Genomic DNA, 23,038 nt, shown 5'->3' with positions numbered 1-23,038 from the left:
GCTCCGATGCAGGGGTGATTACGCGGAAGCGCAGCCCTAAACGCAATCACTCGTGCTATGATATTTTCGATGAGACAATAACCGGTAGTTATATGAACCTGCGCCAATTGGAGATCCTCCGTGCGGTCATCCGTCATCGGACCACGGTCGCGGCGGCCGACGAACTGGCGCTGTCGCAACCGGCGATCAGCAACGCGCTAAAGTCGATGGAGGCGCAGGCGGGTTTTGCGTTGTTCGAGCGTGTCAACAACCGGCTGTTCCCGACATCAGAGGCGATGGCGCTTTACAAGGAAAGTGAGGCGATCTTTGCGCTCCACGCCAAACTCGAAAATCGCGTGCGCGACTTGAGGGAGTGCCGCACAGGGCTTCTATCGATCGTGGCGACGCCGCCGCTGGCCTACAGCATTATTCCACATGCTCTATCGGACTTCCTGCGCCGCCGTCAGCAGACGCGCGTCTTCTTCGATGTGCGGCGCTACGAAGGAATCATCGACGGCGTATCGAGCAGGGTTGCAGAGCTCGGCTTCGCGCTCGGGCTGTCGCATCATCCCGGCATCGCGCATGAGGTGGTTCATACCGGCGAAATGGTCTGCGTTTTGCCGCCGAACCATCCGCTGGCCGAACGGCCGCTCATTTCCGCTTCCGACCTTGTCGGCCTACCCTTCATCGGGCTGGAGCGCGGCACGCGATTGGGCGAAGCCGTGCGCGAGAGCTTTGCGCTGGCCGGCGCACCGTTCCAGCCAACCGTCGAGGTGCGATACTGCAACACGGCCTGCGTGCTCGCGGCTGCCGGCGTTGGCGCTGCGGTCGTCGATCCGTTTTCGCCGCGCCAGGGCGGCGGCCAGGGCCTGATCGTTCGACCTTTCACGCCCAGAACAGTGGCCATGGCCTACATGCTGTGGTCGGAGGCCGAACCTCTGTCACGTCTCGCCAAGGCGTTCCTGAATGAAGTCCGGCGGGCGAGCCGCTTGCTGGGCCAAGATGCCTCTTGAGCGTTGCGAGGCTTGAGCTGCTTGGGCATTTCCCACAGCGCCAGGGCGGCAGCGTTGTTCGAGACGTCCGTCTTCCGCATCATCATTCGCGCGATGGCTTCACCAATCACCATCGTGGCGAAGTGAGTGTTGGCACGACAATCAGACGACATGATTGAAGCATCTGCAACGCGCAGCGCAGCGACGCCTTTCACGGTGCCGTCCGGGTTCACCACACCATTGGCATCGTTGAAGCCCGCCATGGCGAAGGTCTCAGCGAGGCTGATCTGGCTAAACTGGTAGCGGGCTTCAAGTCTTCAAGCCTATACCCCGTCGTCGCCCTCGCCGCCGCATGCGGCGCGCGCCGCAACGAGCTGTTGGCGCTGCGCTGGTCCGATCTCGACGTCTCGAAGAAGACAATCTGGATCGAATGGGCCTTGGAGCAAACCAAGAAGCACGGCATCCGGCACAAGCGTCCCAAGACCAAGCGCGGCTGGCGCACCATCGACATCGACGACGCCATTGTGGCCGAACTGCTCGCCGAGAAGGAGCGCCACCTGCGCATTCAGGCGGGTATCCCTGATGGGGTCGACGTTGACCTCGGTCTGATCCGCCTGCCAGCCGGTGCGCTGATGTTCCCTGCCATCCCGGAGAGGGGCGAGCAGTTCGACTTAACCGCCTCGCGCAACCCGCGGAACTTCAGCAAGGAGTTTGCCCGGCGCGCCGGGAAACTCGGCTTTGGCAAACCCCGTTTCCACGACCTGCGTGGCATCCACGCGACTGGCCTGCTTGATGCCAACCCGCCCATCCCGATCCACACCATTGCTCAGCGAATCGGCGACGATCCCGCCGTCCTCCTGCGCAACTACGCCAAGCGGAAGCGGACGCAGGAAGCCGACAACAGGCTGTCGCAGGCGATTAGTTCGTTGACGGCGAGCTTCTTGGGGACATGAGGCGAACGGGCTGGACCAACTTTACGAGGCTTTGTCCCCAAGTTGGCCCCAAGACCATCTTTGTTCTCATCTCGCCTTGCTTTTCCAACCTCTAACTGATTGATGTCGCTGCAACGGAAGGGTGGCCGAGTGGTTTAAGGCACCGGTCTTGAAAACCGGCGTGCCTGCAAGGGTACCGTGGGTTCGAATCCCACCCCTTCCGCCACCACTCAATAATTTCAATGGCTTAGCGCCTGTTTTACCTTCGCTGTTTTACTAGTTTGGTACTTTTTCCGTTCGTTTGTCGCGGGTCTTGGTGCCACCTTTGCACTCCTTTTCCCTACCCCGGCGACAAAGCCACCGCGCCTTCGCTTCTGCTTCGGGATCGCGAGAACCCTCTTTAGGCGCGTAGCTTTGTGACGTTTCCGGCCAAGTCGATCATGGTGTCGAGCCGCTCCCGTTTGTACATGGCATCGCGCAAGTCTTGCGCGCCGCGCGCCAGCAACCATTGCTGCGCCTGCGCGACATCGATCGCTACCTGCTTCATCGTACGGAGGACACTCCGTATCTTTGTCGCGCACTTGCCGCCACACACCGAACAATTGATCCACGTCAATGCGGATACGGCGAAATGGACGAATGGTTGGCTCACATGATGCCTGACAATGTTGTCCTGCATCATCCGGCGATCTCGCCGTTTTCTCCTAGACTGCCCCGCCCTCGCCGGTCACGGACTCGGCGTTGCGGGGCATTTTATTCAGTGGCAGGCCGCACATTCCAGATCGGCCCTGGCTTTCGCGGTCATCATGTCGGGCTTCCACGCCGGCTCGAAGCTGATCCGGACAATCGACCAACTCGACGTCTGGAACGTTCCAGACGCTGTTTGCGACGCCGTCCTTCAGGTAGCCGGTGGCCGGACAAACCGGCATGGTCGCAGCCATAGTGATGCGTACCAACGCCGCCTCGGAGAGCCCCCGCTCTTCATCGGGGGCCGCGATTCCTGGCGCGCGTATGGGCCAAGTGCGGCGGCGATGTTCCCAATTTACGACCAAGCCGGCTGCAAAGCATTAGTCCCTTACGATTTTCGCAGAATCAGAGCCAAATCGGGGACTTCACGGATCGGGCTTGCCGGAAGCCGGCTCATCATCCGCAATCGCCCGCCATCCAGCCCCCTCGAGGTCGTCGTACTGGCCGTTCTTGAGCGACCAGAGAAACCCCATCAGGCCGATGAGACCGAGCGTCAGCGCCAACGGCACGAGAAATACCAGGACCTCCATCAGCCGAGCTCCCTCGCGCCGTGATGAGCGCGTAGCGCGTTCAATATCACCAGCAGCGACGAGCCCGACATTGCGGCGGCCGCGACCAGCGGCGTGGCGAGGCCTGCAACGGCCAGCGGCACGGCAAGCAGGTTGTAGCCCGCGGCGAGCCACAGGTTCTGCCGCATTAGTCGCAGCGCCTTTCGCGAGAAGCCGATAGCGGAGACGACGGGCGCGAGGCGATCTCCTAGGAACACCAGATCGGCGGTCGCCTGGCTCAGATGGGTCGCGCTGACGGGCGACATCGAGACGTGCGCCGCAGCGAGCGCCGGTGCGTCATTCATGCCGTCGCCTACCATCAGGGCCTTGACGCCCCTCCGCTTCAATTCGTCGATGCGCGCAATCTTCTCCGCCGGAGTGACGCCCGCGCGCCATTCATGAATTCCGAGCGACTCGGCCGCATGTCGCACCGCGGGCTCGCGATCGCCGGACAGTATCTCGATTTCGACACCAGCCTTGAGCAGCACGGCAATCGCGCCGGTAGCATCAGGGCGCAGCCGCTGCCGCACGGCGAACACATTCCGCGTCTCGCCGTGACGGAAGGCGACGACGGATGCCTCGGGATCCCGGCACAGGATCTCGTTGGCGATCTGCTCCGCGCCGCAAAATGACGGCCGGCCCAGTCTAACTTCCTGTCCGTTGACGAAGCCGCGGACGCCCTGGCCTGCCACCTCTTCGATGCCAGCCAAGGGCGTTCTTGCGCCGGCCGCCCGCGCCACCGCTGATGCAACGGGATGATGGCTGGCAAGCGCAAGCCGCCCGGCGAGTTCAAAGACCGCTGGCGGAACGCTCGCTGCGTTGGTGACATCGAGTTCGGGCAAGGTCAGCGTGCCCGTCTTGTCGAATACGATGCGGTCGACGACGGCCAGCCGCTCGATCGCATCGCCGGAATTAAGCAGAACGCCGCTCCGAAACATTCCGCCGGATACGACGGTTTGCACCGCCGGTATCGCCAGGCCCAACGCACAGGGACAGGTGATGATGAGGACCGATATCGCGGTGACGATGGCATCGTGCCAGGTGGCGCCGTAAGCGGCCCAACCCAGCATGGTCAAGAGCGCCGCCGTATGCACGACGGGGGCATAGAGCTGCGACGCCCGGTCGGCGAGTTGCACATATCGAGAGCGCGTCTGCACGGCGTTGTCGAGCAGTCGGGTGATTTCCGCCAGCAGCGTGCCTTCGGCTGCCGCCGCCACCCGCACCCGTAAGGCGCCCGACAGATTGAGGGTGCCTGCATAGACGGCGGTGCCCGGCCCGGCCTTTGCCGGCAGGGTTTCGCCGGTGATCAGGCTCTGGTCGATCTCGGACTGCCCTTCGATCACGGAGCCATCAACGGCGGATCGCTCGCCCGGCCGCAGCAAGACGATGTCGCCGGCCTGCACCGCGGCAATCGGCACGACGCTGATTTCGTCGGCGCCGACGAACTTTGTCGCGGTTTCTCCCTTGAGCGCGGCCAGGTTTCCGGCCATCGCGCGCGTCTTGCGGCGCATACTCTGGTCGAGGTAGCGGCCGGACAGCAGAAAGGCGAGCAACATCAGTGCCGCATCGAAATAGGCATGCTCGGCGTGGTGGACGGTTTCCATCACCGACATCGCAAGCGCCAACACGATGCCGATGCTGATCGGAACATCCATATTGGTGCGGCGCGCCCGCAGCGCACGGAAGGCGGACCTGAAGAATGGTTGTCCCGAATAGGCTACCGCCGGCAACGCAATCAGCGCCGACAGCCAATGGAAGAAATCGCGCTGCTCCGGGATCATGTCCGACACATTGCCGGACCAAACCGGGATCGACAGCATCATGACGTTCATCGCGCCAAAGGCTGCGACGCCGAGACACCGAAGCAGGAAGCTCGCCTGCTCCGTCTCCACCGCTTCGGCGCGAACCGGCTCGAACGGATAGGCTTTGTAGCCAAGCTCCGCCAGACGGTCGATGAAGCGAGCCGGATCGAGTGTCCCCTCTTTCCATTCCAGCGCGACGCGGCGGTCGGTCAGATTGACCCGCGCCAGCGTCACGTCCGGAAGCGCGGAAAGGCCGCGCTCGATCTTCGACATGCAGCCGGCGCAACTGACGCCTTCCACCGCCAGATCGATATGCGATAGGCCCGAGCCGAGATGACGGACATAGTGTGAAAAGTCTCGCGTCGCCTGCATGATGCGGTCTCTGTTTGTGTGAGCATGATCTTTTCCGAAAACCGGTTTCCGCTTTACGCCAACGCGGCCGTCCCGGTCCGGATCATGCCCTAGTTCAACAACACGCGGTTCCTGGACAGAAACAATCGCTGTCCTGCCGCGACGCCTTCCAGCACCAGATCCCATTGTCCCGGCGCGATGGCTGACGCGCTTCCGCGATAGATGCCGATGCCCACTTCGGCGAGCGTTACCGGCTGATCGGCGCGACGGTCGGTCGGCCGCTCGAACCGCCCTTGAAACGCCAGACCGGACATGGGCCGGCCGAAGTTGTCGCGCGCCTCGACCTGCAGCATCGCACCGCCCTGCCCGCTGCGCTCGACATGGGCATCGACTTTCCAATTGCGCGTGCCCTGGTCGCGGGCGGTCGCGATCTCCTTCTCATAAGCGAGGCTGGCGCTATAGGCGCTGTCGACCTCGGTGCCGGGCAAGGTCTGGATCGCGAACCGCATCATGACGAGATTGATCCCGATCACGACGCCGAAAAACGCCACCAGCATGAACAGCACCTTGCGCCCGGTCAGCGGCTTTGGCGAGCTGGACGGTTTCATCATGCGAATTTCTCCCAGCATCTCACGGGCTGACAAAATTGTCGCTCGCCGACGCAACTTCGCCGAGGCCGATGTCGGTCACCCGGAATTTGACCAGGATCGATTTCTCCGGATTGTCTTCGGACGGCGCGGTAACGAGCAGCCGCAGTTCGGTGGTTGTGTCCTTAGCAATGACGATCATCGGCCGATCGGGTGTCACCGAGTCGACGCCAACCACATGCATTGTCGCGTTTTTCGGACCGTCGATATCGATCGCAATGACGCGATCGAAGCCGCGCTTGTTCAGGAGCCGGACGGTATAGGCGTTGCGGATCGATCCGTCGGCGAGCTTCACCGCAATCGGATTGCGGTCGTGCAGGACGTTGATGTCGAGCAACGACCGCGTCAGCAGCGCATAGAGCATGATTGCGCCGACGGCCAGGATCATGGCGGCATAGGTGATGGTGCGCGGCCGCACGATGCGATAGATCGGCGGCTTGCCGGACTCGCGCCGGTGAATGTTGATGTCGTTGTCGTACCCGATCAGGCGGGTTTCCCGGCCGATCTTCGTCATGACGGTGTCGCAGGCATCGATACAAAGGCCGCACTGGATGCAATCGAGCTGCGCGCCGTTACGAATGTCGATACCGGTCGGGCACACTGCGACGCATTGATAGCAATCGATGCAGTCTCCAACGGATTCGCCGAGCGCCCGCAGCTCGTTCGCCTTCTTCAGCGACGTGCGTGCCTCGCCGCGATCGTATTTGTAGGTGACGTTGAGCGCCCACTCGTCGGTGAGGGCTGCCTGAATGCGCGGCCACGGGCACATATAGACGCAGACCTGCTCGCGCATCCAGCCCGCGAATACATAGGTCGTAGCCGTCAGGATTCCGATCCAGATGTAGGCGATCACCGGCGCCTGGAAGGTGATGAGCTGCATCACCAGCGTTGGCGCGTCATTGAAATAGAGCACCCAGGCGCCACCGGTCCACCAGGCGATCATCAGCCAGATCGAATGTTTCAGCAGGATTTCGGCGAAGCGCTCGAGCTTCATCGTGCCCTTGGCCGCATCCTTACGCATGCGTTCCCGCCGGTCGCCTTCGATCAGGCGCTCGACGGCATAGAACAGGTCTGTCCAGACGGTTTGCGGGCAGAGATAGCCGCACCAGATGCGGCCGCCGATCGCGTTCATCAGGAACAGCGTCAGCGCCGCGACGATCAGCAAGCCGGTGAAATAATAGACTTCCTGCGGCCACAACTCGATGAAGAAGAAATAGAATCGGCTGTTCGGAAGGTCGACCAGCACCGCCTGATCCGGCGCGCCCAGGCCACGGTTCCATCGCACGAACGGCAGCAGATAGTAAACGCCGAGGCAGAACGCCATCAGCCCCCATTTGGTGCGGCGGAAGGATCCGGAAACGCTCTGCGGGTAGACCTTTTTTTGGGCCGCATAAAGCGGTCCATCGTCGTCAAGCTGCAGTTCGGTCGGATTCACGGACTTGTTCATCGCTGGGGTTGATCTCGCATCAGGAGTTCACTGTAGACCCAGCCCCGCGCCCGCGTTTGATCCACCTCAAACAGGACGTCGACTTGCCCCGCCCGGCAGTTATTTGCCTCCGCCGAGCGAGTGGACAAAGACCGTCAGCGCCTTGATCGTGGAAGGGTCGAGACGGCCGACCCAGGCGGGCATGACGCCGGCGCGGCCGTTGGTGATGGTCTCGACCAGCGTCGCCTCGTCGGAACCATAGAGCCAGATCTTGTCGGTGAGGTCGGGTGCGCCGAGCTCCTGGTTTCCCTTGCCGTTGTCGCCGTGGCACGAGGTGCAATTATCCGCAAAGATCCTCGCGCCAGCCGCTGCGTTGTAGCCCGCGGCTGTCGGAAGCCCCGAGAGGGAGCGGACATAATTGGCGACGGTGACGATCTCATCCTTCTTCAGGATCCCCTCTTTGCCGAACGCCAGCATGGCGCTCTCATGCGCCTTCGCGTGGCCGGAACGGGCGCCGAACTGGATCGTCTGCATGATCTGGTCGAGGCTGCCGCCCCACAGCCATTCGTCGTCGTTCAGATTGGGATAGCCCTTGGCGCCGGCGCCGCCGGTGCCGTGGCATGGCGCGCAATTGTCGCCGAATACCGCCTTACCCCGAGCGCGAGCAAGCGCGAGCAAGGCCGGATCTTTCTCGATGTCGGCCAACGGCGCCGCACCGAGCGCCACCATCTTGTCACCGCGGACCTTTTCCAGATTGGCGAGTTCGGTGGCGACCTCCGCACGGGTCGAGTAGTTCCATATCCCGGTCGTGTGGCTCCAGAGCAGCGGCCACGCCGGATACACGATCCAGTAGCCGATCGCCCAGAGAATGGTTGCATAGAAGGTGATCACCCACCACCGCGGCAGCGGCGTGTTGAGTTCCTTGATGCCGTCCCACTCGTGCCCCGTCGTCGACCTTCCGGAAACGTGGTCGATGTCGCTGTGTTCGGTCATGATCGGCTCACTCCTCGCGCAAGGGCATTTTCGCCGCTTCGTCGAAGGCGGCCCGGTTGCGCGGCCAAAACGCGTAGGTCACGATGGCGATGAAGATTGCAACGAAGAGAGGCGTCCAGAACGACGTGACGAACTCCGACGCAATATTATGGACAGTGAGAATTGCTTTCATCGTTCTGCCTTCTCAGCGGAGATTTGCTTTTTCGTTGTAGAGTTTGAAGTCGACCAGCGTGCCGAGCATCTGCAGGTAGGCGACCAGCGCATCCATTTCGGTCGGCGCACCACCTTTGCCGTCAAAATTGCGGGCTGCCGCCTTCGGATAGCGCTTGGTGAACCCATCCACGCCCGCATTGTCGGGATCGACCTGCGCCTTGAGATCGGCGACGGCATTGGCAATCTGATCGTCCGAATAGGGTACGCCGACGGCACGGTTGGTGCGCAGATGGGCCGTGACGGTCGCCTCGTCGACTTCCGTCTCCGACAGGAAGGCATAACCGGGCATGACCGATTGCGGCACGATCGCACGCGGATTGTTCAGGTGCGTGACGTGCCATTCGTCGGAATATTTGCCGCCGACACGCGCCAGATCGGGACCGGTACGCTTGGATCCCCACTGGAACGGATGGTCATACATGCTCTCGGCCGCAAGCGAGTAATGGCCGTAACGCTCGACTTCGTCGCGGAGCGGCCTGACCATCTGCGAGTGACAGAGATAGCAGCCTTCACGGACGTAGACGTTACGCCCGGCAAGCTCGAGCGGTGTGTATGGCCTGACGCCATCGACCTTCTCGATCGTGCTCTTGAGATAGAACAGCGGGGTAATTTCGACGAGCCCGCCGATCGCAATGACCGCGAGAATTCCCGCAATCAGAACGATCGAGTTCTTTTCGAAGATTTGGTGTCGCGTCCAGAAAGACATCGAGAGCTCCTCATTCCGCCGGCTGAAGAGCGACGCGCGGCTGCACTTCCGCCTCGCCTGCGCGCACAGTCATCCAAAGGTTAAAGGCCATAATCAACGCCCCGATCAGGAACAGCGCTCCGCCTGCGGCGCGAATGACGTAGAACGGATGCATCGCTTCCACGGTCTCGATGAATGAGTATTCGAGGAAACCAAGCGAGGTGTAGGCGCGCCACATCAGACCCTGCAGGATGCCCGACACCCACATCGCGGAGATGTAGAGCACGATCCCGATCGTCGCGATCCAGAAGTGCCAGTTGACCAGTTTGAGGCTGTAAAGCCCCTTCCGGTCCCATAGCCAGGGGATCAGGCAATACAGCGCGCCGAACGAAACGAAGCCGACCCAGCCCAGCGCACCCGAATGCACATGACCGATCGTCCAATCGGTATAGTGGCTGAGAGAGTTCACCACCTTCACCGACATCAACGGACCTTCGAAGGTCGCCATGCCGTAGAAGGCGACCGATACCACAAGCATGCGGAGAACCGGATCCGTCCGCAGCTTGTCCCAGGCGCCCGACAGCGTCATCAGACCGTTGATCATTCCGCCCCAGGACGGCATCCAGAGCATGATCGAGAACGTCATGCCCAGCGTCTGCGCCCAGTCAGGCAGCGCCGTATAATGCAGATGGTGCGGCCCCGCCCAGATGTAGAGAAAGATGATCGCCCAGAAATGGATGATCGAAAGCCGGTAGGAATAGACCGGCCGTTCGGCACGCTTCGGAATGAAGTAGTACATGATGGCGAGGAAGCCGGCGGTCAGGAAGAAGCCGACCGCGTTATGGCCGTACCACCATTGGAACATCGCATCCTGCACGCCACCCCAGGCAATGTAGGACTTTGAGCCGAACACCGATACCGGGAGTGCGGGATTATTGCCGAGGTGGAGCACGGCGATGGTGACGATGAAGGCGAGATAGAACCAGTTGGCAACGAAGATGTGCGGCTCTTTGCGCTTGATGATGGTCACAAGGAAGACCAGCAGATAGACCACCCAGACGATCGTCAGCCAGAGATCGGCGTACCACTCCGGCTCGGCATATTCCTTGGATTGGGTCACGCCAAGCAGATAGCCGGTACCGGCGATCAGGATAAAGAAGTTGTAGCCAAAGACGACGAACCAGGGCGCGAGATCGCCCGCGAGACGCGTGCGACAGGTCTTCTGAACAACATAGAGCGATGTTGCGATCAGTACGTTGCCGCCAAAGGCAAAGACAACCGCCGACGTATGCAGCGGCCGCAGTCGACCGAAGCTGGTCCACGGCAGGTCGAAATTGAGCGCGGGCCACGCAAGCTGACAGGCGATCAACAGCCCGACCGCGAATCCAGCGATGCCCCAGAACACCGACATTGCGGCCGAGAACTTGATCGGACCCATGTTGTAGTTCGGCCGGCCATTGATTTCCTGGACCGGCAACGTCGCGGATCGGTCGTAGTACCGATTGAAAATCGCAAAGGCCGCCGCGAGGCTGGCAGCGGCACCGAGCGAGGCGTGAAACGTGAAGGCAGGATCAAGCCCTTTCGCAGCGGCAAATGCGCATAAAAGAGCCGTACACGCAAACAGTGGGCCAAGGACGGCTTCGCCTATTGTCATCGACTTGGCAGGGATTGATTGGCTCATGCTGGGCTTCTTTTCTGGAGACACCAATTTCCTTGATCATAACTTTGCCTCGGCCGGCTTGATCGAAGTCAAACCCCGCGCCCGCTTGCGAGGCGTTCAACAGCAGGACGGACCCACCGGCAGCGACGCCTGCAACCTGGATTGCCGATCTTCATCCATCAGGGCCTGCAGGGTTGGCGTGTTGGGGCAGTAACTGGACCAATCTGGCGAAGCACTGCCGCGCCTGAACTCTGCTGCGCACCTCTTCGTCGACGTGCAGTGACCGCAAACGCGCTCCAGATCCCGAAGCACCTCGGGTTGGCGGGTCTTCAGTTGATCCGTCGACAGACCGCACTCCGCGATTCGCTTCCGCAGAAGGTCTCCCGAGCGATCGTTCCTGGCGGACAGCGCAAAAAGCTCGGAGGAAGAGAGATTTAGATCCCGCGCGATCTGCTCGGACTCCTTGCTCCCGAGATTTTGTAGCTCCCCGCTGCCGGCAAATCTGGACGCGATAGCCCTTACCCATCCGTACAAGAAGCCGTCCGTCGGCGCGCTTTCCACACTCTTGGGAATAGTCATGGGACACCCTCGCTATCTGATCGTTTCATCAGAGCGGGTTCTGGTCGCCAGGGCTTTGCGCTGGATCAACCACAGCCGGCTTTTTCATACAGCCTTGCTGAGGCGGGACGCATTGGCACGCGTGTGCGAATCGAATACGGCGGCAATGACGCGAATGACGGCACGGCCGGCCTCGGTTGCGGTCACGACACGGCCATCGATCTGAACCAGGCCATCGCGGACCAGCGGCCGCAGCAGCGCGAGTTCTTCATCGAACACCATATCCGGCGCGGTCACGTCGAGATCGACCCCGAACTGGCACATCAGGCCCTCGATGGTGCGGGCACGCTGCCTTTCGGCAGCATCCAGCCGGCAACCGCGGGACGGCGCGAGGCGGCCGGCCGAAATCGCGCGCACATAGCTGGGGACATCGGAAATGTTCTGGACGTAGCCGTCCGTAAATCTGGAAATCGAAGACGCGCCAAGACCGATCAGGGTTTCCCTTCCGTCATCCGTATAGCCCTGGAAATTGCGGTGCAGCCGTCCCGACCGCGCGGCGCGGGCCAGCGCGTCGTCCGGCTTTGCAAAGTGATCGATGCCGATCTTCCGGAAGCCATGGCGGAGGAATTCTTCGGCAATGGTTCCGGCTTGATCGATGCGTTCCTCTAGGCCAGGCAACTTGCTCTCGTCGATGCGCCGCTGGTTGGCCTTCAGGTACGGCATGTGGGCATAGCCGTAGCAAGCGACGCGATCCGGCTGCAGCGCGGCCACGATCTCGCAGGTCCTCCGAAGCGAGGCGATGGTCTGGAGCGGTAAACCGTAGATCAGGTCGAAATTCAGATTTTGAACGCCGGCGCCGCGCAGGTGCGCCACGGCCGCTTCGACGGCCTGCATCGGCTGCCAGCGGCCGATCGCGGCCTGCACCAGCGGATTGACGTCCTGCACTCCCAGGCTTGCCCGATTGACACCGAGCGCCCTCAAACCTTCCGCCAGCTTTTCCGTTACATATCTCGGATCAAGCTCGATCGCGTGTTCGTAATCGGCTTCGAAAACGAAGCGATCGTGCAGAACCCGCATGACGGAGGCGAGCCCATCCGCGCCCAGAATGCTCGGCGTTCCGCCGCCCCAGTGCAGCCGGGCGATCCGGACCGGCCCGGACATCACGTCGCTGACGAGGCCGATCTCGCGCTCGAGCGCTTCCCGGTAGGCCGAGATGACGTCGACGCGCACCGCCTTCTTGGTGTTGCAGCCGCAATAGAGGCAGAGCTCGCGGCAGTAAGGTACGTGCAGATAAAGCGAAAGGGCCTCACGCGCATCGATGCTCGTCAGCCACCGGCGTTGGTCGGTGGCGCCGACGTTGGTCGTAAACTCGGCGGCTGTCGGATAGGACGTATATCGCGGTACCTGCAGACGGGCATAATGGCGGACAGCATCGTTCACGGCAGCACTCTCTTCCTGCAGATCATCACGCCGGCCGAATGCTCGATGTCAGAAGGCCCAGCGCCTTGCGGTGGACTGCTGGGCCAGCTGCTCCGGATGGGTCTGCATGTCGCTCCAGAACAAGACCCCGGCAAAGACCGCGAACATGGCGACGACGCAGTCGGCAGCAATCAACGAATCGACCGGCATGCGGCTGACCTCCTGCGATGGAGGAAGCATGCCAGCGCGCTTTTCTTCCGACTTTGACCTGAATCAAATTGATCGCGACGCCACTGGAATTTTCACGCAGCCGCCATGGCTGCGGCCCGGCCCGGATCCAGCATGCGGACACCACCGGCTATGATGATGAGCATCTTTTCGCGCTCGAACCGGGTCAGCGTCCGGCTCACGGTTTCGATCGTCAGCCCCAGATAATCCGCAATATCCTGCCGGCTCATCGGCAGCGCGATTGTTTGCCGCTGATCGCCGACATGAGCCAGACGTTCTCGCCAGCCAACGAGGAAGGCCGCGACCTTTTCTTCCGCAGTACGCCGGCCCAGCAGCAGCATCTGCTCCTGCGCCAGCATCAGTTCCCGCGCCGCGAATTCATTAATTCGAATCAGAAAATGCGGCCTCTGTTCAATGAAATGCGTGAACGCCTCCCGGGACAGGCGGCACACCGTCACGGAATCGATTGCGTCCGCCGAAAAGCTGTAGCGATCGGACGGCGCGATGCCGAGAAAGTCCCCGGGCAGCGCAAAGCCAATCACCTGACGCCGTCCATCCGGCAGCAGCTTGTATAGACGCGCAACACCCGCCGTCAGACTGTGCACGGAATGCGCGATCTGGCCCGCCGTGAACAGCGCCTCATTGGGAGCGAGCTGAACGTGGCGTGCGATCCGCCCGAACTCAGCGAGATCGGACTGGTCGAGCGCGCCGCAGATGCTAAGCGATCGGACGGTGCAAGCCGAGCAGCGACCGAAATTTCCCCGATTTGGATTCACTGAGATGGTTCGTATCATGGCCACTGCCGCTTGAGCGTCGGATTGTCCCCGTCTCCCTGCCACGACCGGTGCTCAAGGACCCGGAGATATAGTTCATTCTAGCGGATCCGTGACCGGCCGGTTGATCCAGATCAAACTGGCTGACGAATAAACCCTCACTGTACGATTCCGGGCTGGATACCGCATTCTTCCACGGAGTTGAGCTGCAATGATCGTACGAATTTTAATGCCTCTGGCGTTCGCGCTCGTCACCTTGACGCCGGCAGCAGGGGCTTCGCCTCAAGAGCAGCGCGGCAAGACCTTCGCGCTCAACAATTGCGCGAAGTGCCATTCGATCGACAAGGTATCACCAAGCCCGCTCAAGATCGCGCCGCCGTTCCGAACGTTGCACAAGCGCTACCCCATCGAGACCATCGGAGAAGCGCTGGCCGAAGGCATCTACACCGGCCATCCCACCATGCCGGCCTTCCAGCTCGAGCCGGACCAGATTGGTGACCTGCTGGCGTATTTGAAGACCCTCCAGTAGACGGCCCCCGCGGCGCCTAATGCGCCTGGGCCGTCCAGGCAATCACGCTCTTCGCCATCCGGCCGAATGCCTCGCTGAACGCGGCGACGGCTTCGGGCGGTGCGAGAGTCGCGATTTTCTCGCTTTCCTCAAACAGCCGCGAGGCGACGACCTTGCCATCCTTGTCGACGATCCGGGCGGACAATCCGATTTCGGCTACCGGCCCGGATTCGATGGCGATGCGAAATCGCCTGACATCGATCAGCAATTGGAATTCGGTCTGACCGACATCGGCCGTGCGCAGCGGCGCATGTGCGATGTCGTAATTCTCAAAGCTTTCGATCAGCCGCGCTTGGATCAGTTTTGGCAGCGCATCGGCCCACATCGCTTCCGCAAAGCCGGGATATTCCTGTGCGGGCGAGAACAGGAAGCGCTGCGTCTCCAGCATCGCTACTGCCGTCGGCTCCGGGATCGCCCATTGTACATTGACGACCTTACCCACGGGTCCCGGATTCTGCAACGCGCGCAGATCATATGTGATCTTCTGCGGCGGAGCGGTCGCACCGGTCATGCGTTCGAGGCCGGCGACGATGCCGTCGAGCTTGCCGGTATTGCGCGCGAGGCCTTCCGAAAACACCTTGAAATTGGCGATGGTATCTTTCAACGCCTCTGAATTTTCCGACAGCACCGAATCCACCTTGCGCAGGGCGTCACGGGCAACCTGCGTCATGCCCTGCCCCGCACCGAGCTCGGCCACGAGCGTCCGCACCTCGGCGCTCTTTGCGACCAGCGTGCCGCCTTCGAGCGCGATCACGGGAACGCCGGTCAAGCCCTGAAACTCAAGGCCGACCTTGGTATCGGCACGCACCGGGGTCATCGAAGCGACCGAAATTGTCGCATTGACGCCGCGGGGATTATCGGGTGCAAGCCCGAGACCGGTCACTTCACCGACCCGGATGCCGTTGAAAAGCACCGCGGCGCCCACCAGTAGCCCGGGCACCGAGCCCTCGAACTGCACATGGTAGCTCGTGCGCGGGCCAAGCCCACCGGTGTTCTGCAGCCAGTAGACGAAGCCGAACACAGCGACGATGGCCGCCAACACGAAGGCGCCGACAATGACGAAGGGAGCGCGCGTTTCCATTTTTCAACTCGCTTTGGGTTGCAGCATCTGGAAGCGCTTGCCGTGAAAATAGGCCCGCACCCAAGGATGCTCGGATTGAAGCAGCTCATGCATCGGTCCGATGGCGACGATCTTGCCATCGGCAAGCGCCGCGACGCGGTCGCAGACGGTATTGAGGCTGGCGAGATCATGGGTGACCATGAACACCGTCAACCCCAGCGTCTTATGCAGGGTCTTGATCAGGGCATCGAAATCACCCGCCGAAATCGGATCCAGCCCCGAGGTCGGCTCGTCGAGAAACACGATCGCGGGATCGAGTGCGAGCGCGCGCGCAAGAGCCACGCGCTTCGTCATGCCGCCGGACAATTCGGAAGGAAACTTGTCGCCGTCCTCCGGCTTGAGCCCGACCATTTCGAGCTTGGCGGTGGCGATCTCGTCCATCAGGCGGTCCGACAATTCAAGAGTTTCGCGCAGCGGAAACTGGATGTTCTGCCGCACCGTCAGCGAGGAGAACAGTGCGCCCTGCTGGAACAGGATACCCCATCGCCCCGCCGCGCTCCGCGTGGTGCGGTCGTGATTGATCGGCGAACCCATCACCTCGATCTCGCCACCCTGCCGCGGTATCAGGCCGATGATGGTCCGCATCAGCACCGACTTGCCACCGCCGGAAGCACCGACCAGACCGAGGATTTCGCCCCGGCGAACATCCAGCGCGAGGTGATCGATCACGACATGGCGGCGGAAGCCGACCACGAGATCATGCACGCGAATGGCAAACGGCTCGGCAGCCTGCTTCATCGCTACATTCCGATCGATGCAAAGAACACGGCAAACAACCCGTCGAGCACGATCACCAGGAAGATCGACTTGACCACCGAGGTGGTGGTCTGCTTGCCGAGCGACTCCGCGCTGCCCTTCACGCGCAGGCCCTCGCTGCAGGCGACGATGCCGATCACCAGCGCCATGAACGGCGCCTTGATGATGCCGACTTCGAAATGGGTGACGGAGACGGCCTCATGCAGCCGCGCGATGAAGATCGCCGGCCCCATGCCGCCATAGAACCAGGCGACGAGGCAGCCGCCGTAGAGCGCCGCCATCGAGCCGATGAAGCTCAGGATCGGCAGCGCGCATATCAGCGCGAGGATCCGCGGCAGCATCAGGACTTCGATCGGGTCCAGCCCCATGGTCGAGAGCGCGTCGATCTCCTCGCGCATCTTCATCGAGCCGAGCTCTGCAGTGTAGGCGCTGCCCGAACGTCCCGCGACCATGATGGCGACGATCAGCACGCCGAGTTCCCGCAGCACGAGAATGCCAACCATGTCGACGACGTAGGAATCCGCGCCGAATTTTCGGAAATGGAAGATGCCCTGCTGGGCGATGATAGCGCCGATCAAAAAGGTGATCAGCACGACGATCGGTATCGCCTGCCAGCCGACACGATAGAGCTGGTAAGTCAACGACGTCAGCCGCAGCGATCTCGGCCGGCGCACCACGCCCAGGATTGCGATGCACAGCGACCCCAGCATCTGAAGGAATGCCGTCACGTCTTCGCTAGCGCCGATGGTGCCCCGGCCGATATCGCCGAGTTTCGCCACGATGGGGTTACGCGCCGCGGCCGGCGCCGGCTTTTGCCGGTTGACCTGGTGAACCTCCTCGATCAGCCCTGCATGATTATCTGCAATGCCTGTGATATCGGCGTGGTGACCCGAGGAAGTCGCCCGCCGCGACATTCTCTCGAGCAGCCAGGCGCCGAGCGTGTCGAGTTCGCGCACCCCGGCCATATCGACCTTGACGACGCCGGCCCGATCGAGCTGCGGCGCAACGTTGTCGGTAAGCCGTTCGAGCTCGGCGGCGTTGGCCGCTGTCCAGGACCCACCCGGACGCAGTTCGAGCGTGTCGCCCGACGGTATGGCCGTTAACAGCGGTGCGGTCGCCAAGATGATGTCCCCACGGTTACGTTGCCCTCGATTCTAGGGCGGCGCGCTTGGCCTCGTATTGACCTGCCTCAAGGCAGCAAAGCCGCCTTGAAGGTTGAGCCAAATCAAATGACGGAGCCGTCGCCTCACCTAGAGTTCAGTCGATAGAGCCAACGAGAACGGGCGCGATGTTCAAATCAAGCGAACTAGGTAACGAGCTGCACGCGATCAAGAGCGAGCTGTCCAGCCTTATGACTGCGTCCGCCGACGACATGCTCCATGCCGCCAAGAACCACAGCGAGGTGCTCGTCGAGCAGATCAAGGACACCCTGAACGAACTCGGCGAGATCCTGAGCGCGGAAGAAGAGCATGTCGGGAAACTGATCGCGGAACGGCCGATTGCGGCGCTGGCTTCTGCCTTTGCGCTCGGCGTCGCCATCGGTTTCATGTTGAGGAGGCACTAACGTGAACAGCGAGAATGTCGTCACGCAGCTGCGCGCACTGTGGCGGACCGACCGTATCATCGCCGAAATCCGGATGCGGCACATGCTGGTCGGGCTTGGACTGCGGGCGTTTGCAGCACTGATCGCTGCCTTCGGCCTGTTGATGCTGGAGTTGTCGGCCTATTTCGCGCTGGTGCAGATCTGGAGCGCGATTTCAGCCGCGGCGATTCTTGGCCTCGTCAATTTTATGATCGCGGCCGTCCTGTTCGTCATTGCCGGCAGGCCGCCTGCGGGACGCGAACTCGAACTCGCGACTGAGATTCATGGATCGGCAGTCGAGGCGCTGCAGACCGAGGCCCGGGGGCTGCAATCGCAATTCACCGGCATGGTGCATCATCCCCTGAACAGCGTGCTGCCCTCTGTGCTGGTGCCGCTGATCACGGTCATAGTCAAGAGTCTGAAGAAATCCACGACACCTGCGTCTGCGGCGAAGGCCACGGCAGAGTAACGCTGATAACGGCGGAGGCAGTAACCTCATGCCAGCATAACCAAGGAGACGTACGAAATGTCCAAGACCAGATCCAAGACCCAGCCGCAGCCGATCTTGAACGCTTCCCTGCCGGCGCAATTCCGGCAATTCCGTCTAGCGCTGGCCCGCGAGCCTGGCCATCCCGAAGGCGATGCCGAGGTGTCCTATATCATCGTGGCGCCGCTCGACTCCGAGAGCCGCATCGATGCAAGACTGTGGCGCGAGCATCGCGATGCCTGCCGGGTCGCGCGCCAGCGCCCGCACCAGCAGAGCAAACATGGTCACCTGGTCCACCGGCCAGGCGGCGGCTGGGCCTTCCACTATGACGACGGTGAGACCAACTTGCCTGACGAAGTCGGCTATCACTTTGCGGATGAACGTTTCCTGGTCGGCGAATATGTTTCGGTCAACGAAGGCGGCAAGATGCACACCTATCGGGTGACGACAGTGTCGTACCTTTAACACCACGTCTCACAGGCCGCTTCCGCGATCCAAAAACTCCGGCCAGGTCAACCTCGAGAGGGATTACGATGCGAGTTTATTCAACTGAGCTAATGCCCTGGCTCTAGATTGGTCGGGATGACCTTTGCGCATGTATCGAACCTGAGGCATGTCATATTTTCTGAGATCCCAGCAACAAGTCCGTGGCCTCAGTGAAGCCGATGCCGCGGCGCGGCTGCAGGCCGAAGGGCACAACGAGCTTCCCCAACCCGATCGACGCACGCCGATACGAATAGCGATCGAGGTGCTGCGCGAGCCAATGCTGGCGCTGCTTCTGGTCGGCGGCATCGTTTACCTGGCGCTCGGCGATCTGAAGGAGGCGATCATCCTGGTCGCCTTCGCCACCATGTCGATCGTGATCACAGTGGTGCAGGAGACCCGGACCGAGCGCGTTCTGGAGGCTTTGCGCGACCTCACGAGCCCACGTGCGCTTGTCATTCGCGACGGCGAGCGCAAGCGGATCGCCGGCCGGGACGTCGTGCGGGGTGACATCATCGTCCTTTCCGAAGGGGACCGGGTGCCTGCCGACGCCGTGCTCCTGCAGTGTCAGGATCTGCAAGCCGACGAATCAACCTTGACCGGCGAATCCGTACCCGTGCGCAAGGTCGCGTGGGACAATCGCGCCGGATCCGGACCTCAGCGGCCGGGAGGCGACGACCTCCCACTGGTGTTCTCAGGCTCCCTGGTGGTGCGAGGCTCGGGACTGGCGGAAGTCACCGCCAGCGGCCCGCGAAGCGAGATCGGCAAGATCGGCCAATCACTGGCTGGGCTCAAAACCGAACCACCGCGCCTGCAGGCGCAAACCCGGCGCGTCGTCAGGCTGTTTGCCGTCTTCGGCGGCGCGGTGAGCGTGCTGGCGGTTCTGCTTTACGGAACGATGCGCGGTGGCTGGCTCGATGCCGTGTTGGCCGGAATTGCGCTCGGCATGTCGTTGCTGCCGGAAGAGTTTCCGGTCGTCCTGACGGTCTTCATGGCGATGGGCGCGTGGCGGATTTCGCTGGCGCGCGTCCTCACGCGGCGCGCGGCGGCCATCGAGACGCTGGGATCGGCGACTGTATTGTGTACCGACAAGACGGGCACGCTCACCGAAAACCGGATGACGATCGTCGAACTGCGGAAGGGCGAGAACGTATTTCGCCCGCATGACGCAACGGGAATGCCGGCGCAGTTACGTGATCTTAGCGAGGTCGGCCTGCTGGCGAGCGCCCCGGAGCCGTTCGACCCGATGGAGCGAGCATTTCATACCCTTGCGCACGAGCGGCTGACCGAAAACTCGTATCGGCACCCGCATTGGAAGCTGGTGCATGCCTATGGACTTCGGCCGGACCTACTCGCTGTAACCCATATCTGGCAACCGGACGGAAATCGGCAGGAATACGTCGTCGCCACCAAGGGTGCTCCCGAAGCGATCGCGGGCCTTTGCCGGCTTGGCGCCTCTGAGCGCGCGGCGCTGACACAATCCATCGATGCGATGGCCTCCGCCGGCTTGCGCATATTGGGTGTCGCACGCGCCACGCATGCCGGGCCGGATTGGCCGGCTTCGCCGCGCGAATTAACCTTCGAGCTCCTTGGGCTTGTCGGCCTCGCCGATCCGCTGCGTGCCAGCGTCGTCGAGGCTGTCCGCGAATGCCGGTCGGCCGGAATAAAAGCTGTCATGATCACCGGCGACTATCCGGCGACCGCAAAAGCGATCGCGCATCAGGCCGGCCTCGAACGCGGCGAGCTCATTACTGGCGAACAACTGGAGAAGTTAAGCGAGGCGGAATTGGCCGGACGGGTGGAAACGGCGACTGTCTTCGCGCGGATCATGCCCGAGCAGAAGCTCCGTATCGTCAACGCTTACAAAGGCAATGGCGAGATCGTTGCGATGACCGGCGATGGCGTCAACGATGCGCCTTCGCTGAAGGCGGCCCATATCGGCATCGCGATGGGCGGTCGAGGAACGGATGTCGCGCGCGAAGCCTCGGCCATCGTGCTGCTCGACGACGATTTTGGCTCGATCGTCAAGGCGATCCGTCTGGGCCGCCGCATCTATGACAATTTGCGCAAGGCCATGAGTTTCATCTTCGCCGTTCACGTACCCGTTGCGGGACTGGCGTTGCTGCCACTGCTGTTCGGTCTCCCCCTGCTGTTCGGGCCGATCCATATTGCCTTTCTCGAAATGGTCATCGATCCCGTCTGCTCGCTGGTATTCGAGGCCGAAACTGAGGAGGACGATGTGATGCGCCGGCCGCCGCGCGCTCCCGACGAACCGCTGTTCACCCGGGCGCTGATCGTCTGGAGCCTGCTGCAGGGGGTACTGGCTTTTGCAGTGGTCGCGGCCATTTACCTCCTGGCGCTCCAGTCGGGCATGCCAGTGCCGGAAGTGCGAGCGCTGGCATTCTTCTCGCTCGTCGTGGTGATCGTCAGCCTCATCCTGGTCAACCGCTCCTTTAGTGCGTCACTGCTGACAGCCCTGCGGCGTCCAAACCGGACCTTGGCCGCGGTGCTCGCCGCCGTTGCCGCCATCCTGGCCCTCAGCCTGCTTTGGCCGTTTGCAAGCAAGCTCTTCGCCTTCGGACCTCTGCACGCCGACGACCTCGCCCTGACGCTCGGCGCGGGAGTCATCGCGCTGATCACGCTCGAACTCCTGAAGCCGATGTTGCGCCCGCGCCTGCAATCCTAGAGCCGGCAAATCCTGCCCCTTGCGATGGATCAAACGCGCATGCCAACGGGACGCTAGATTGCGTCTCGGAAAAGGAGAGTCTGATGGCATTCAAGGACATTTTGCTGACACTGACGAGTTATCCCGATCCGACCCCGGTCTCGGTAGCGGAAGATGCGATCTCGATCGCCGCCGCCCTCGGCGCTCACCTTGCCGCCGTTGCCTGCGAGGTGCACGTCGAAATACCCGGGCGTTTCCTTTCCGGATCGATCGCCAATATCCCAGGCATCATCGCGGGTGAAGCCGAAAAGAGCCGGAAGAGTTCCAAGGAAATGCTCGCCGCATTCGAGGTCGCCGCAGACAAGGCCGGTATTCTGCACGAAACCTATCTCGAAAAATGCCCGACCTTCGCCGTGCCGGACCTGCTGGTCGATTATGCGAGGCTACGCGACCTCACCATCGTGCCCGTGCCGGAGAGCTACGACCAATGGTACGCTGAATCGGTGATATTCGGATCGGGCCGGCCGACGCTCGTTCTACCCGAGAGCCCCCGCCCGCGTCCGTTCGAACTGCGGACTGTTGCGATCGCCTGGGACTTCAGTCGCGCGGCCGCCCGTGCTGTTTCAGATGCGCTTCCGCTGCTGGAAAAGGCCAAGAAGGTGCGCATTGTCACCGTCACCAACGAGAAGAAGCTGGATACCAAACATTCCGCCGAAGAACTGGCAAAGAACCTGGCGCGCCACGGCATCGACGTGGTGCTGGACAAGGTCGATGCAAAGAGCCGAGGGATTGGCGAGGTTCTTGAAGCCTACGCTGCTTCGCACCAAGTCGACGTCCTCGCGATGGGCGCCTATGGGCACGCGCGATGGCGCGAGTTCATCCTGGGTGGCGCCACCAAGAGTCTGCTGTCGAAGCCGCCGCTGCCGATCATGTTCTCGCATTGACGGCCGATTATAGGACGCCGCGGACGACGACCGCGCGGCGTCATTATCCGGGAGCTGAGGCGGCCTTGGAGAACGACTAAAAATTCCTTCATCGGCTAATCCGGCAAGGGCTCGGCCCGATGACGAATCCGACCTCGCCTTGCTTGCCTTTGATTGCCAACCCATCGTTGAGACAGATCAAAGCCTGCACCGGGATCGCATGACACGCTCGCCGCGGTTCATTCACCAAGGTTCAGCTGAGGGAGACAGTGCCATGCCGATAAACATGGGAACGGTTGATCAGTATGTGCGGATCGTGCTGGGGTTTGCGCTAATCGCCTATGCGTTCCAGGATGGCCTCGCCATTCAGGGTTGGCACTGGGCTGGGTTTTTTGGCGTGGTGCCGCTCGCGACGGCGTTCTTCAAGAGCTGCCCGCTTTATACCGCTTTGGGCATTTCGAGCTGCCCGGTCCGCCAATAATCACCGGATTTTTTACGGCG

The 23,038-nt window shown here is 61.9% G+C and carries 24 protein-coding genes, 1 tRNA gene and 1 pseudogene; 10 read left to right on the top strand and 16 right to left on the bottom strand.

The window, feature by feature from the left end; genetic code table 11:
* The first annotated feature begins 92 nt into the window (after positions 1 to 92).
* Positions 93 to 992 (top strand): LysR family transcriptional regulator, encoded by a 900-nt coding sequence (locus ACVWVY_RS28195; RefSeq protein ID WP_456629437.1) that lies wholly within the window; start codon positions 93 to 95, stop codon positions 990 to 992.
* A 74-nt stretch (positions 993 to 1,066) separates the two neighbouring features.
* Here ACVWVY_RS28195 and ACVWVY_RS28190 read toward each other — a convergent pair.
* Positions 1,067 to 1,234, bottom strand: a pseudogene (locus ACVWVY_RS28190) (GMC oxidoreductase); the annotation flags it as partial.
* Between the two features lie 114 nt (positions 1,235 to 1,348).
* On the opposite strand from ACVWVY_RS28190, the gene ACVWVY_RS28185 reads away from it, so the two are divergent.
* A complete protein-coding gene (locus ACVWVY_RS28185) occupies positions 1,349 to 1,924 on the top strand; it encodes a hypothetical protein (RefSeq protein WP_456629436.1) in 576 nt (191 codons plus the stop codon).
* A gap of 115 nt (positions 1,925 to 2,039) precedes the next feature.
* Positions 2,040 to 2,129 (top strand) — tRNA-Ser (locus tag ACVWVY_RS28180).
* A gap of 174 nt (positions 2,130 to 2,303) precedes the next feature.
* Here ACVWVY_RS28180 and ACVWVY_RS28175 read toward each other — a convergent pair.
* The 12 genes from ACVWVY_RS28175 to ACVWVY_RS28120 all read right to left on the bottom strand — a co-directional run bounded on the left by ACVWVY_RS28175 (position 2,304) and on the right by ACVWVY_RS28120 (position 13,974).
* Complete coding sequence (locus tag ACVWVY_RS28175) at positions 2,304 to 2,585, bottom strand: hypothetical protein (RefSeq protein ID WP_456629435.1); 282 nt, start codon at positions 2,583 to 2,585, stop codon at positions 2,304 to 2,306.
* A gap of 430 nt (positions 2,586 to 3,015) precedes the next feature.
* On the bottom strand, positions 3,016 to 3,180 hold the full coding sequence (gene ccoS / locus ACVWVY_RS28170; RefSeq protein ID WP_456629434.1) for a cbb3-type cytochrome oxidase assembly protein CcoS: 165 nt from the start codon (positions 3,178 to 3,180) through the stop codon (positions 3,016 to 3,018).
* Positions 3,180 to 5,372 carry a heavy metal translocating P-type ATPase gene (locus tag ACVWVY_RS28165; protein ID WP_456629433.1) on the bottom strand — a complete coding sequence of 731 codons (2,193 nt, stop codon included), beginning with the start codon at positions 5,370 to 5,372 and terminating at the stop codon, positions 3,180 to 3,182. Before ACVWVY_RS28165 ends, ccoS begins: the two co-directional genes overlap by 1 nt.
* 89 nt (positions 5,373 to 5,461) lie before the next feature.
* Complete coding sequence (locus ACVWVY_RS28160; protein WP_456629432.1) at positions 5,462 to 5,962, bottom strand: FixH family protein; 501 nt, start codon at positions 5,960 to 5,962, stop codon at positions 5,462 to 5,464.
* Between the two features lie 19 nt (positions 5,963 to 5,981).
* Positions 5,982 to 7,445 (bottom strand): cytochrome c oxidase accessory protein CcoG, encoded by a 1,464-nt coding sequence (ccoG, locus tag ACVWVY_RS28155; protein ID WP_456629431.1) that lies wholly within the window; start codon positions 7,443 to 7,445, stop codon positions 5,982 to 5,984.
* Positions 7,446 to 7,544: 99 nt separating this feature from the next.
* The gene (gene ccoP / locus ACVWVY_RS28150; protein WP_456629430.1) at positions 7,545 to 8,417 is read right to left on the bottom strand and encodes a cytochrome-c oxidase, cbb3-type subunit III; all 873 of its coding nucleotides are present in this window, start codon (positions 8,415 to 8,417) and stop codon (positions 7,545 to 7,547) included.
* 7 nt (positions 8,418 to 8,424) lie between these two features.
* Positions 8,425 to 8,589, bottom strand: coding sequence for a cbb3-type cytochrome oxidase subunit 3 (locus tag ACVWVY_RS28145; RefSeq protein WP_456629429.1), 165 nt, complete (start codon positions 8,587 to 8,589; stop codon positions 8,425 to 8,427).
* 12 nt (positions 8,590 to 8,601) lie between these two features.
* Entirely contained in the window at positions 8,602 to 9,336 is a 735-nt protein-coding gene (gene ccoO, locus ACVWVY_RS28140; protein WP_456629428.1) for a cytochrome-c oxidase, cbb3-type subunit II, read from the bottom strand.
* 10 nt (positions 9,337 to 9,346) lie between these two features.
* Positions 9,347 to 10,996 (bottom strand): cytochrome-c oxidase, cbb3-type subunit I, encoded by a 1,650-nt coding sequence (gene ccoN, locus ACVWVY_RS28135; RefSeq protein ID WP_456629427.1) that lies wholly within the window; start codon positions 10,994 to 10,996, stop codon positions 9,347 to 9,349.
* A gap of 642 nt (positions 10,997 to 11,638) precedes the next feature.
* The gene (hemN, locus tag ACVWVY_RS28130) at positions 11,639 to 12,973 is read right to left on the bottom strand and encodes an oxygen-independent coproporphyrinogen III oxidase (protein WP_456629426.1); all 1,335 of its coding nucleotides are present in this window, start codon (positions 12,971 to 12,973) and stop codon (positions 11,639 to 11,641) included.
* Positions 12,974 to 13,021: 48 nt separating this feature from the next.
* Complete coding sequence (locus tag ACVWVY_RS28125; protein ID WP_456629425.1) at positions 13,022 to 13,162, bottom strand: hypothetical protein; 141 nt, start codon at positions 13,160 to 13,162, stop codon at positions 13,022 to 13,024.
* A 92-nt stretch (positions 13,163 to 13,254) separates the two neighbouring features.
* Positions 13,255 to 13,974: a Crp/Fnr family transcriptional regulator gene (locus ACVWVY_RS28120; protein WP_456629424.1), complete on the bottom strand. Its 720-nt coding sequence runs from the start codon at positions 13,972 to 13,974 to the stop codon at positions 13,255 to 13,257.
* Positions 13,975 to 14,182: 208 nt separating this feature from the next.
* Here ACVWVY_RS28120 and ACVWVY_RS28115 point away from each other — a divergent pair, with 208 nt between their 5' ends.
* Entirely contained in the window at positions 14,183 to 14,482 is a 300-nt protein-coding gene (locus tag ACVWVY_RS28115) for a c-type cytochrome (protein WP_456629423.1), read from the top strand.
* A gap of 16 nt (positions 14,483 to 14,498) precedes the next feature.
* Here ACVWVY_RS28115 and ACVWVY_RS28110 read toward each other — a convergent pair whose 3' ends face one another.
* The 3 genes from ACVWVY_RS28110 to ACVWVY_RS28100 are packed head-to-tail and all read right to left on the bottom strand — an operon-like array spanning position 14,499 to position 17,518.
* The gene (locus ACVWVY_RS28110; RefSeq protein WP_456629422.1) at positions 14,499 to 15,602 is read right to left on the bottom strand and encodes an ABC-type transport auxiliary lipoprotein family protein; all 1,104 of its coding nucleotides are present in this window, start codon (positions 15,600 to 15,602) and stop codon (positions 14,499 to 14,501) included.
* A gap of 3 nt (positions 15,603 to 15,605) precedes the next feature.
* Positions 15,606 to 16,379 carry an ABC transporter ATP-binding protein gene (locus ACVWVY_RS28105; RefSeq protein WP_456629421.1) on the bottom strand — a complete coding sequence of 258 codons (774 nt, stop codon included), beginning with the start codon at positions 16,377 to 16,379 and terminating at the stop codon, positions 15,606 to 15,608.
* Between the two features lie 2 nt (positions 16,380 to 16,381).
* Entirely contained in the window at positions 16,382 to 17,518 is a 1,137-nt protein-coding gene (locus tag ACVWVY_RS28100; protein ID WP_456629420.1) for an ABC transporter permease, read from the bottom strand.
* Positions 17,519 to 17,685: 167 nt separating this feature from the next.
* On the opposite strand from ACVWVY_RS28100, the gene ACVWVY_RS28095 reads away from it, so the two are divergent.
* The 6 genes from ACVWVY_RS28095 to ACVWVY_RS28070 all read left to right on the top strand — a co-directional run bounded on the left by ACVWVY_RS28095 (position 17,686) and on the right by ACVWVY_RS28070 (position 23,018).
* Complete coding sequence (locus ACVWVY_RS28095) at positions 17,686 to 17,961, top strand: hypothetical protein (protein WP_456629419.1); 276 nt, start codon at positions 17,686 to 17,688, stop codon at positions 17,959 to 17,961.
* A 1-nt stretch (position 17,962) separates the two neighbouring features.
* Complete coding sequence (locus tag ACVWVY_RS28090) at positions 17,963 to 18,448, top strand: phage holin family protein (RefSeq protein ID WP_456629418.1); 486 nt, start codon at positions 17,963 to 17,965, stop codon at positions 18,446 to 18,448.
* A 57-nt stretch (positions 18,449 to 18,505) separates the two neighbouring features.
* Positions 18,506 to 18,931, top strand: coding sequence for a hypothetical protein (locus tag ACVWVY_RS28085; protein ID WP_456629417.1), 426 nt, complete (start codon positions 18,506 to 18,508; stop codon positions 18,929 to 18,931).
* Between the two features lie 148 nt (positions 18,932 to 19,079).
* Entirely contained in the window at positions 19,080 to 21,635 is a 2,556-nt protein-coding gene (locus ACVWVY_RS28080) for a cation-translocating P-type ATPase (RefSeq protein ID WP_456629416.1), read from the top strand.
* A gap of 83 nt (positions 21,636 to 21,718) precedes the next feature.
* A complete protein-coding gene (locus ACVWVY_RS28075) occupies positions 21,719 to 22,558 on the top strand; it encodes a universal stress protein (RefSeq protein ID WP_456629415.1) in 840 nt (279 codons plus the stop codon).
* Positions 22,559 to 22,811: 253 nt separating this feature from the next.
* Positions 22,812 to 23,018 carry a YgaP family membrane protein gene (locus ACVWVY_RS28070; protein WP_456629414.1) on the top strand — a complete coding sequence of 69 codons (207 nt, stop codon included), beginning with the start codon at positions 22,812 to 22,814 and terminating at the stop codon, positions 23,016 to 23,018.
* Positions 23,019 to 23,038: the final 20 nt, after the last annotated feature.

The organism is Bradyrhizobium sp. URHC0002, assembly GCF_054059515.1.
The sequence above is the reverse complement of the archived record's forward strand: the minus strand, read 5'-3'. Positions and strand labels throughout refer to the sequence as shown.

Excerpts from the sequence above, each read along its gene's own strand:
- ccoP (WP_456629430.1), bottom strand. The coding sequence starts at position 8,417 with ATGACCGAACACAGCGACATCGACCACGTTTCCGGAAGGTCGACGACG.
- ACVWVY_RS28195 (WP_456629437.1), top strand. The coding sequence starts at position 93 with ATGAACCTGCGCCAATTGGAGATCCTCCGTGCGGTCATCCGTCATCGG.
- ccoG (WP_456629431.1), bottom strand. The coding sequence starts at position 7,445 with ATGAACAAGTCCGTGAATCCGACCGAACTGCAGCTTGACGACGATGGA.
- ACVWVY_RS28080 (WP_456629416.1), top strand. The coding sequence starts at position 19,080 with ATGTCATATTTTCTGAGATCCCAGCAACAAGTCCGTGGCCTCAGTGAA.
- ACVWVY_RS28175 (WP_456629435.1), bottom strand. The coding sequence starts at position 2,585 with ATGATGCAGGACAACATTGTCAGGCATCATGTGAGCCAACCATTCGTC.
- ACVWVY_RS28110 (WP_456629422.1), bottom strand. The coding sequence starts at position 15,602 with ATGGAAACGCGCGCTCCCTTCGTCATTGTCGGCGCCTTCGTGTTGGCG.
- ACVWVY_RS28075 (WP_456629415.1), top strand. The coding sequence starts at position 21,719 with ATGGCATTCAAGGACATTTTGCTGACACTGACGAGTTATCCCGATCCG.
- ACVWVY_RS28105 (WP_456629421.1), bottom strand. The coding sequence starts at position 16,379 with ATGAAGCAGGCTGCCGAGCCGTTTGCCATTCGCGTGCATGATCTCGTG.
- ACVWVY_RS28095 (WP_456629419.1), top strand. The coding sequence starts at position 17,686 with ATGTTCAAATCAAGCGAACTAGGTAACGAGCTGCACGCGATCAAGAGC.
- ACVWVY_RS28160 (WP_456629432.1), bottom strand. The coding sequence starts at position 5,962 with ATGATGAAACCGTCCAGCTCGCCAAAGCCGCTGACCGGGCGCAAGGTG.
- ccoO (WP_456629428.1), bottom strand. The coding sequence starts at position 9,336 with ATGTCTTTCTGGACGCGACACCAAATCTTCGAAAAGAACTCGATCGTT.
- ACVWVY_RS28070 (WP_456629414.1), top strand. The coding sequence starts at position 22,812 with ATGCCGATAAACATGGGAACGGTTGATCAGTATGTGCGGATCGTGCTG.
- ACVWVY_RS28125 (WP_456629425.1), bottom strand. The coding sequence starts at position 13,162 with ATGCCGGTCGATTCGTTGATTGCTGCCGACTGCGTCGTCGCCATGTTC.
- ACVWVY_RS28145 (WP_456629429.1), bottom strand. The coding sequence starts at position 8,589 with ATGAAAGCAATTCTCACTGTCCATAATATTGCGTCGGAGTTCGTCACG.
- ACVWVY_RS28165 (WP_456629433.1), bottom strand. The coding sequence starts at position 5,372 with ATGCAGGCGACGCGAGACTTTTCACACTATGTCCGTCATCTCGGCTCG.
- ccoN (WP_456629427.1), bottom strand. The coding sequence starts at position 10,996 with ATGAGCCAATCAATCCCTGCCAAGTCGATGACAATAGGCGAAGCCGTC.
- ccoS (WP_456629434.1), bottom strand. The coding sequence starts at position 3,180 with ATGGAGGTCCTGGTATTTCTCGTGCCGTTGGCGCTGACGCTCGGTCTC.
- ACVWVY_RS28085 (WP_456629417.1), top strand. The coding sequence starts at position 18,506 with ATGTCCAAGACCAGATCCAAGACCCAGCCGCAGCCGATCTTGAACGCT.
- ACVWVY_RS28115 (WP_456629423.1), top strand. The coding sequence starts at position 14,183 with ATGCCTCTGGCGTTCGCGCTCGTCACCTTGACGCCGGCAGCAGGGGCT.
- ACVWVY_RS28120 (WP_456629424.1), bottom strand. The coding sequence starts at position 13,974 with ATGATACGAACCATCTCAGTGAATCCAAATCGGGGAAATTTCGGTCGC.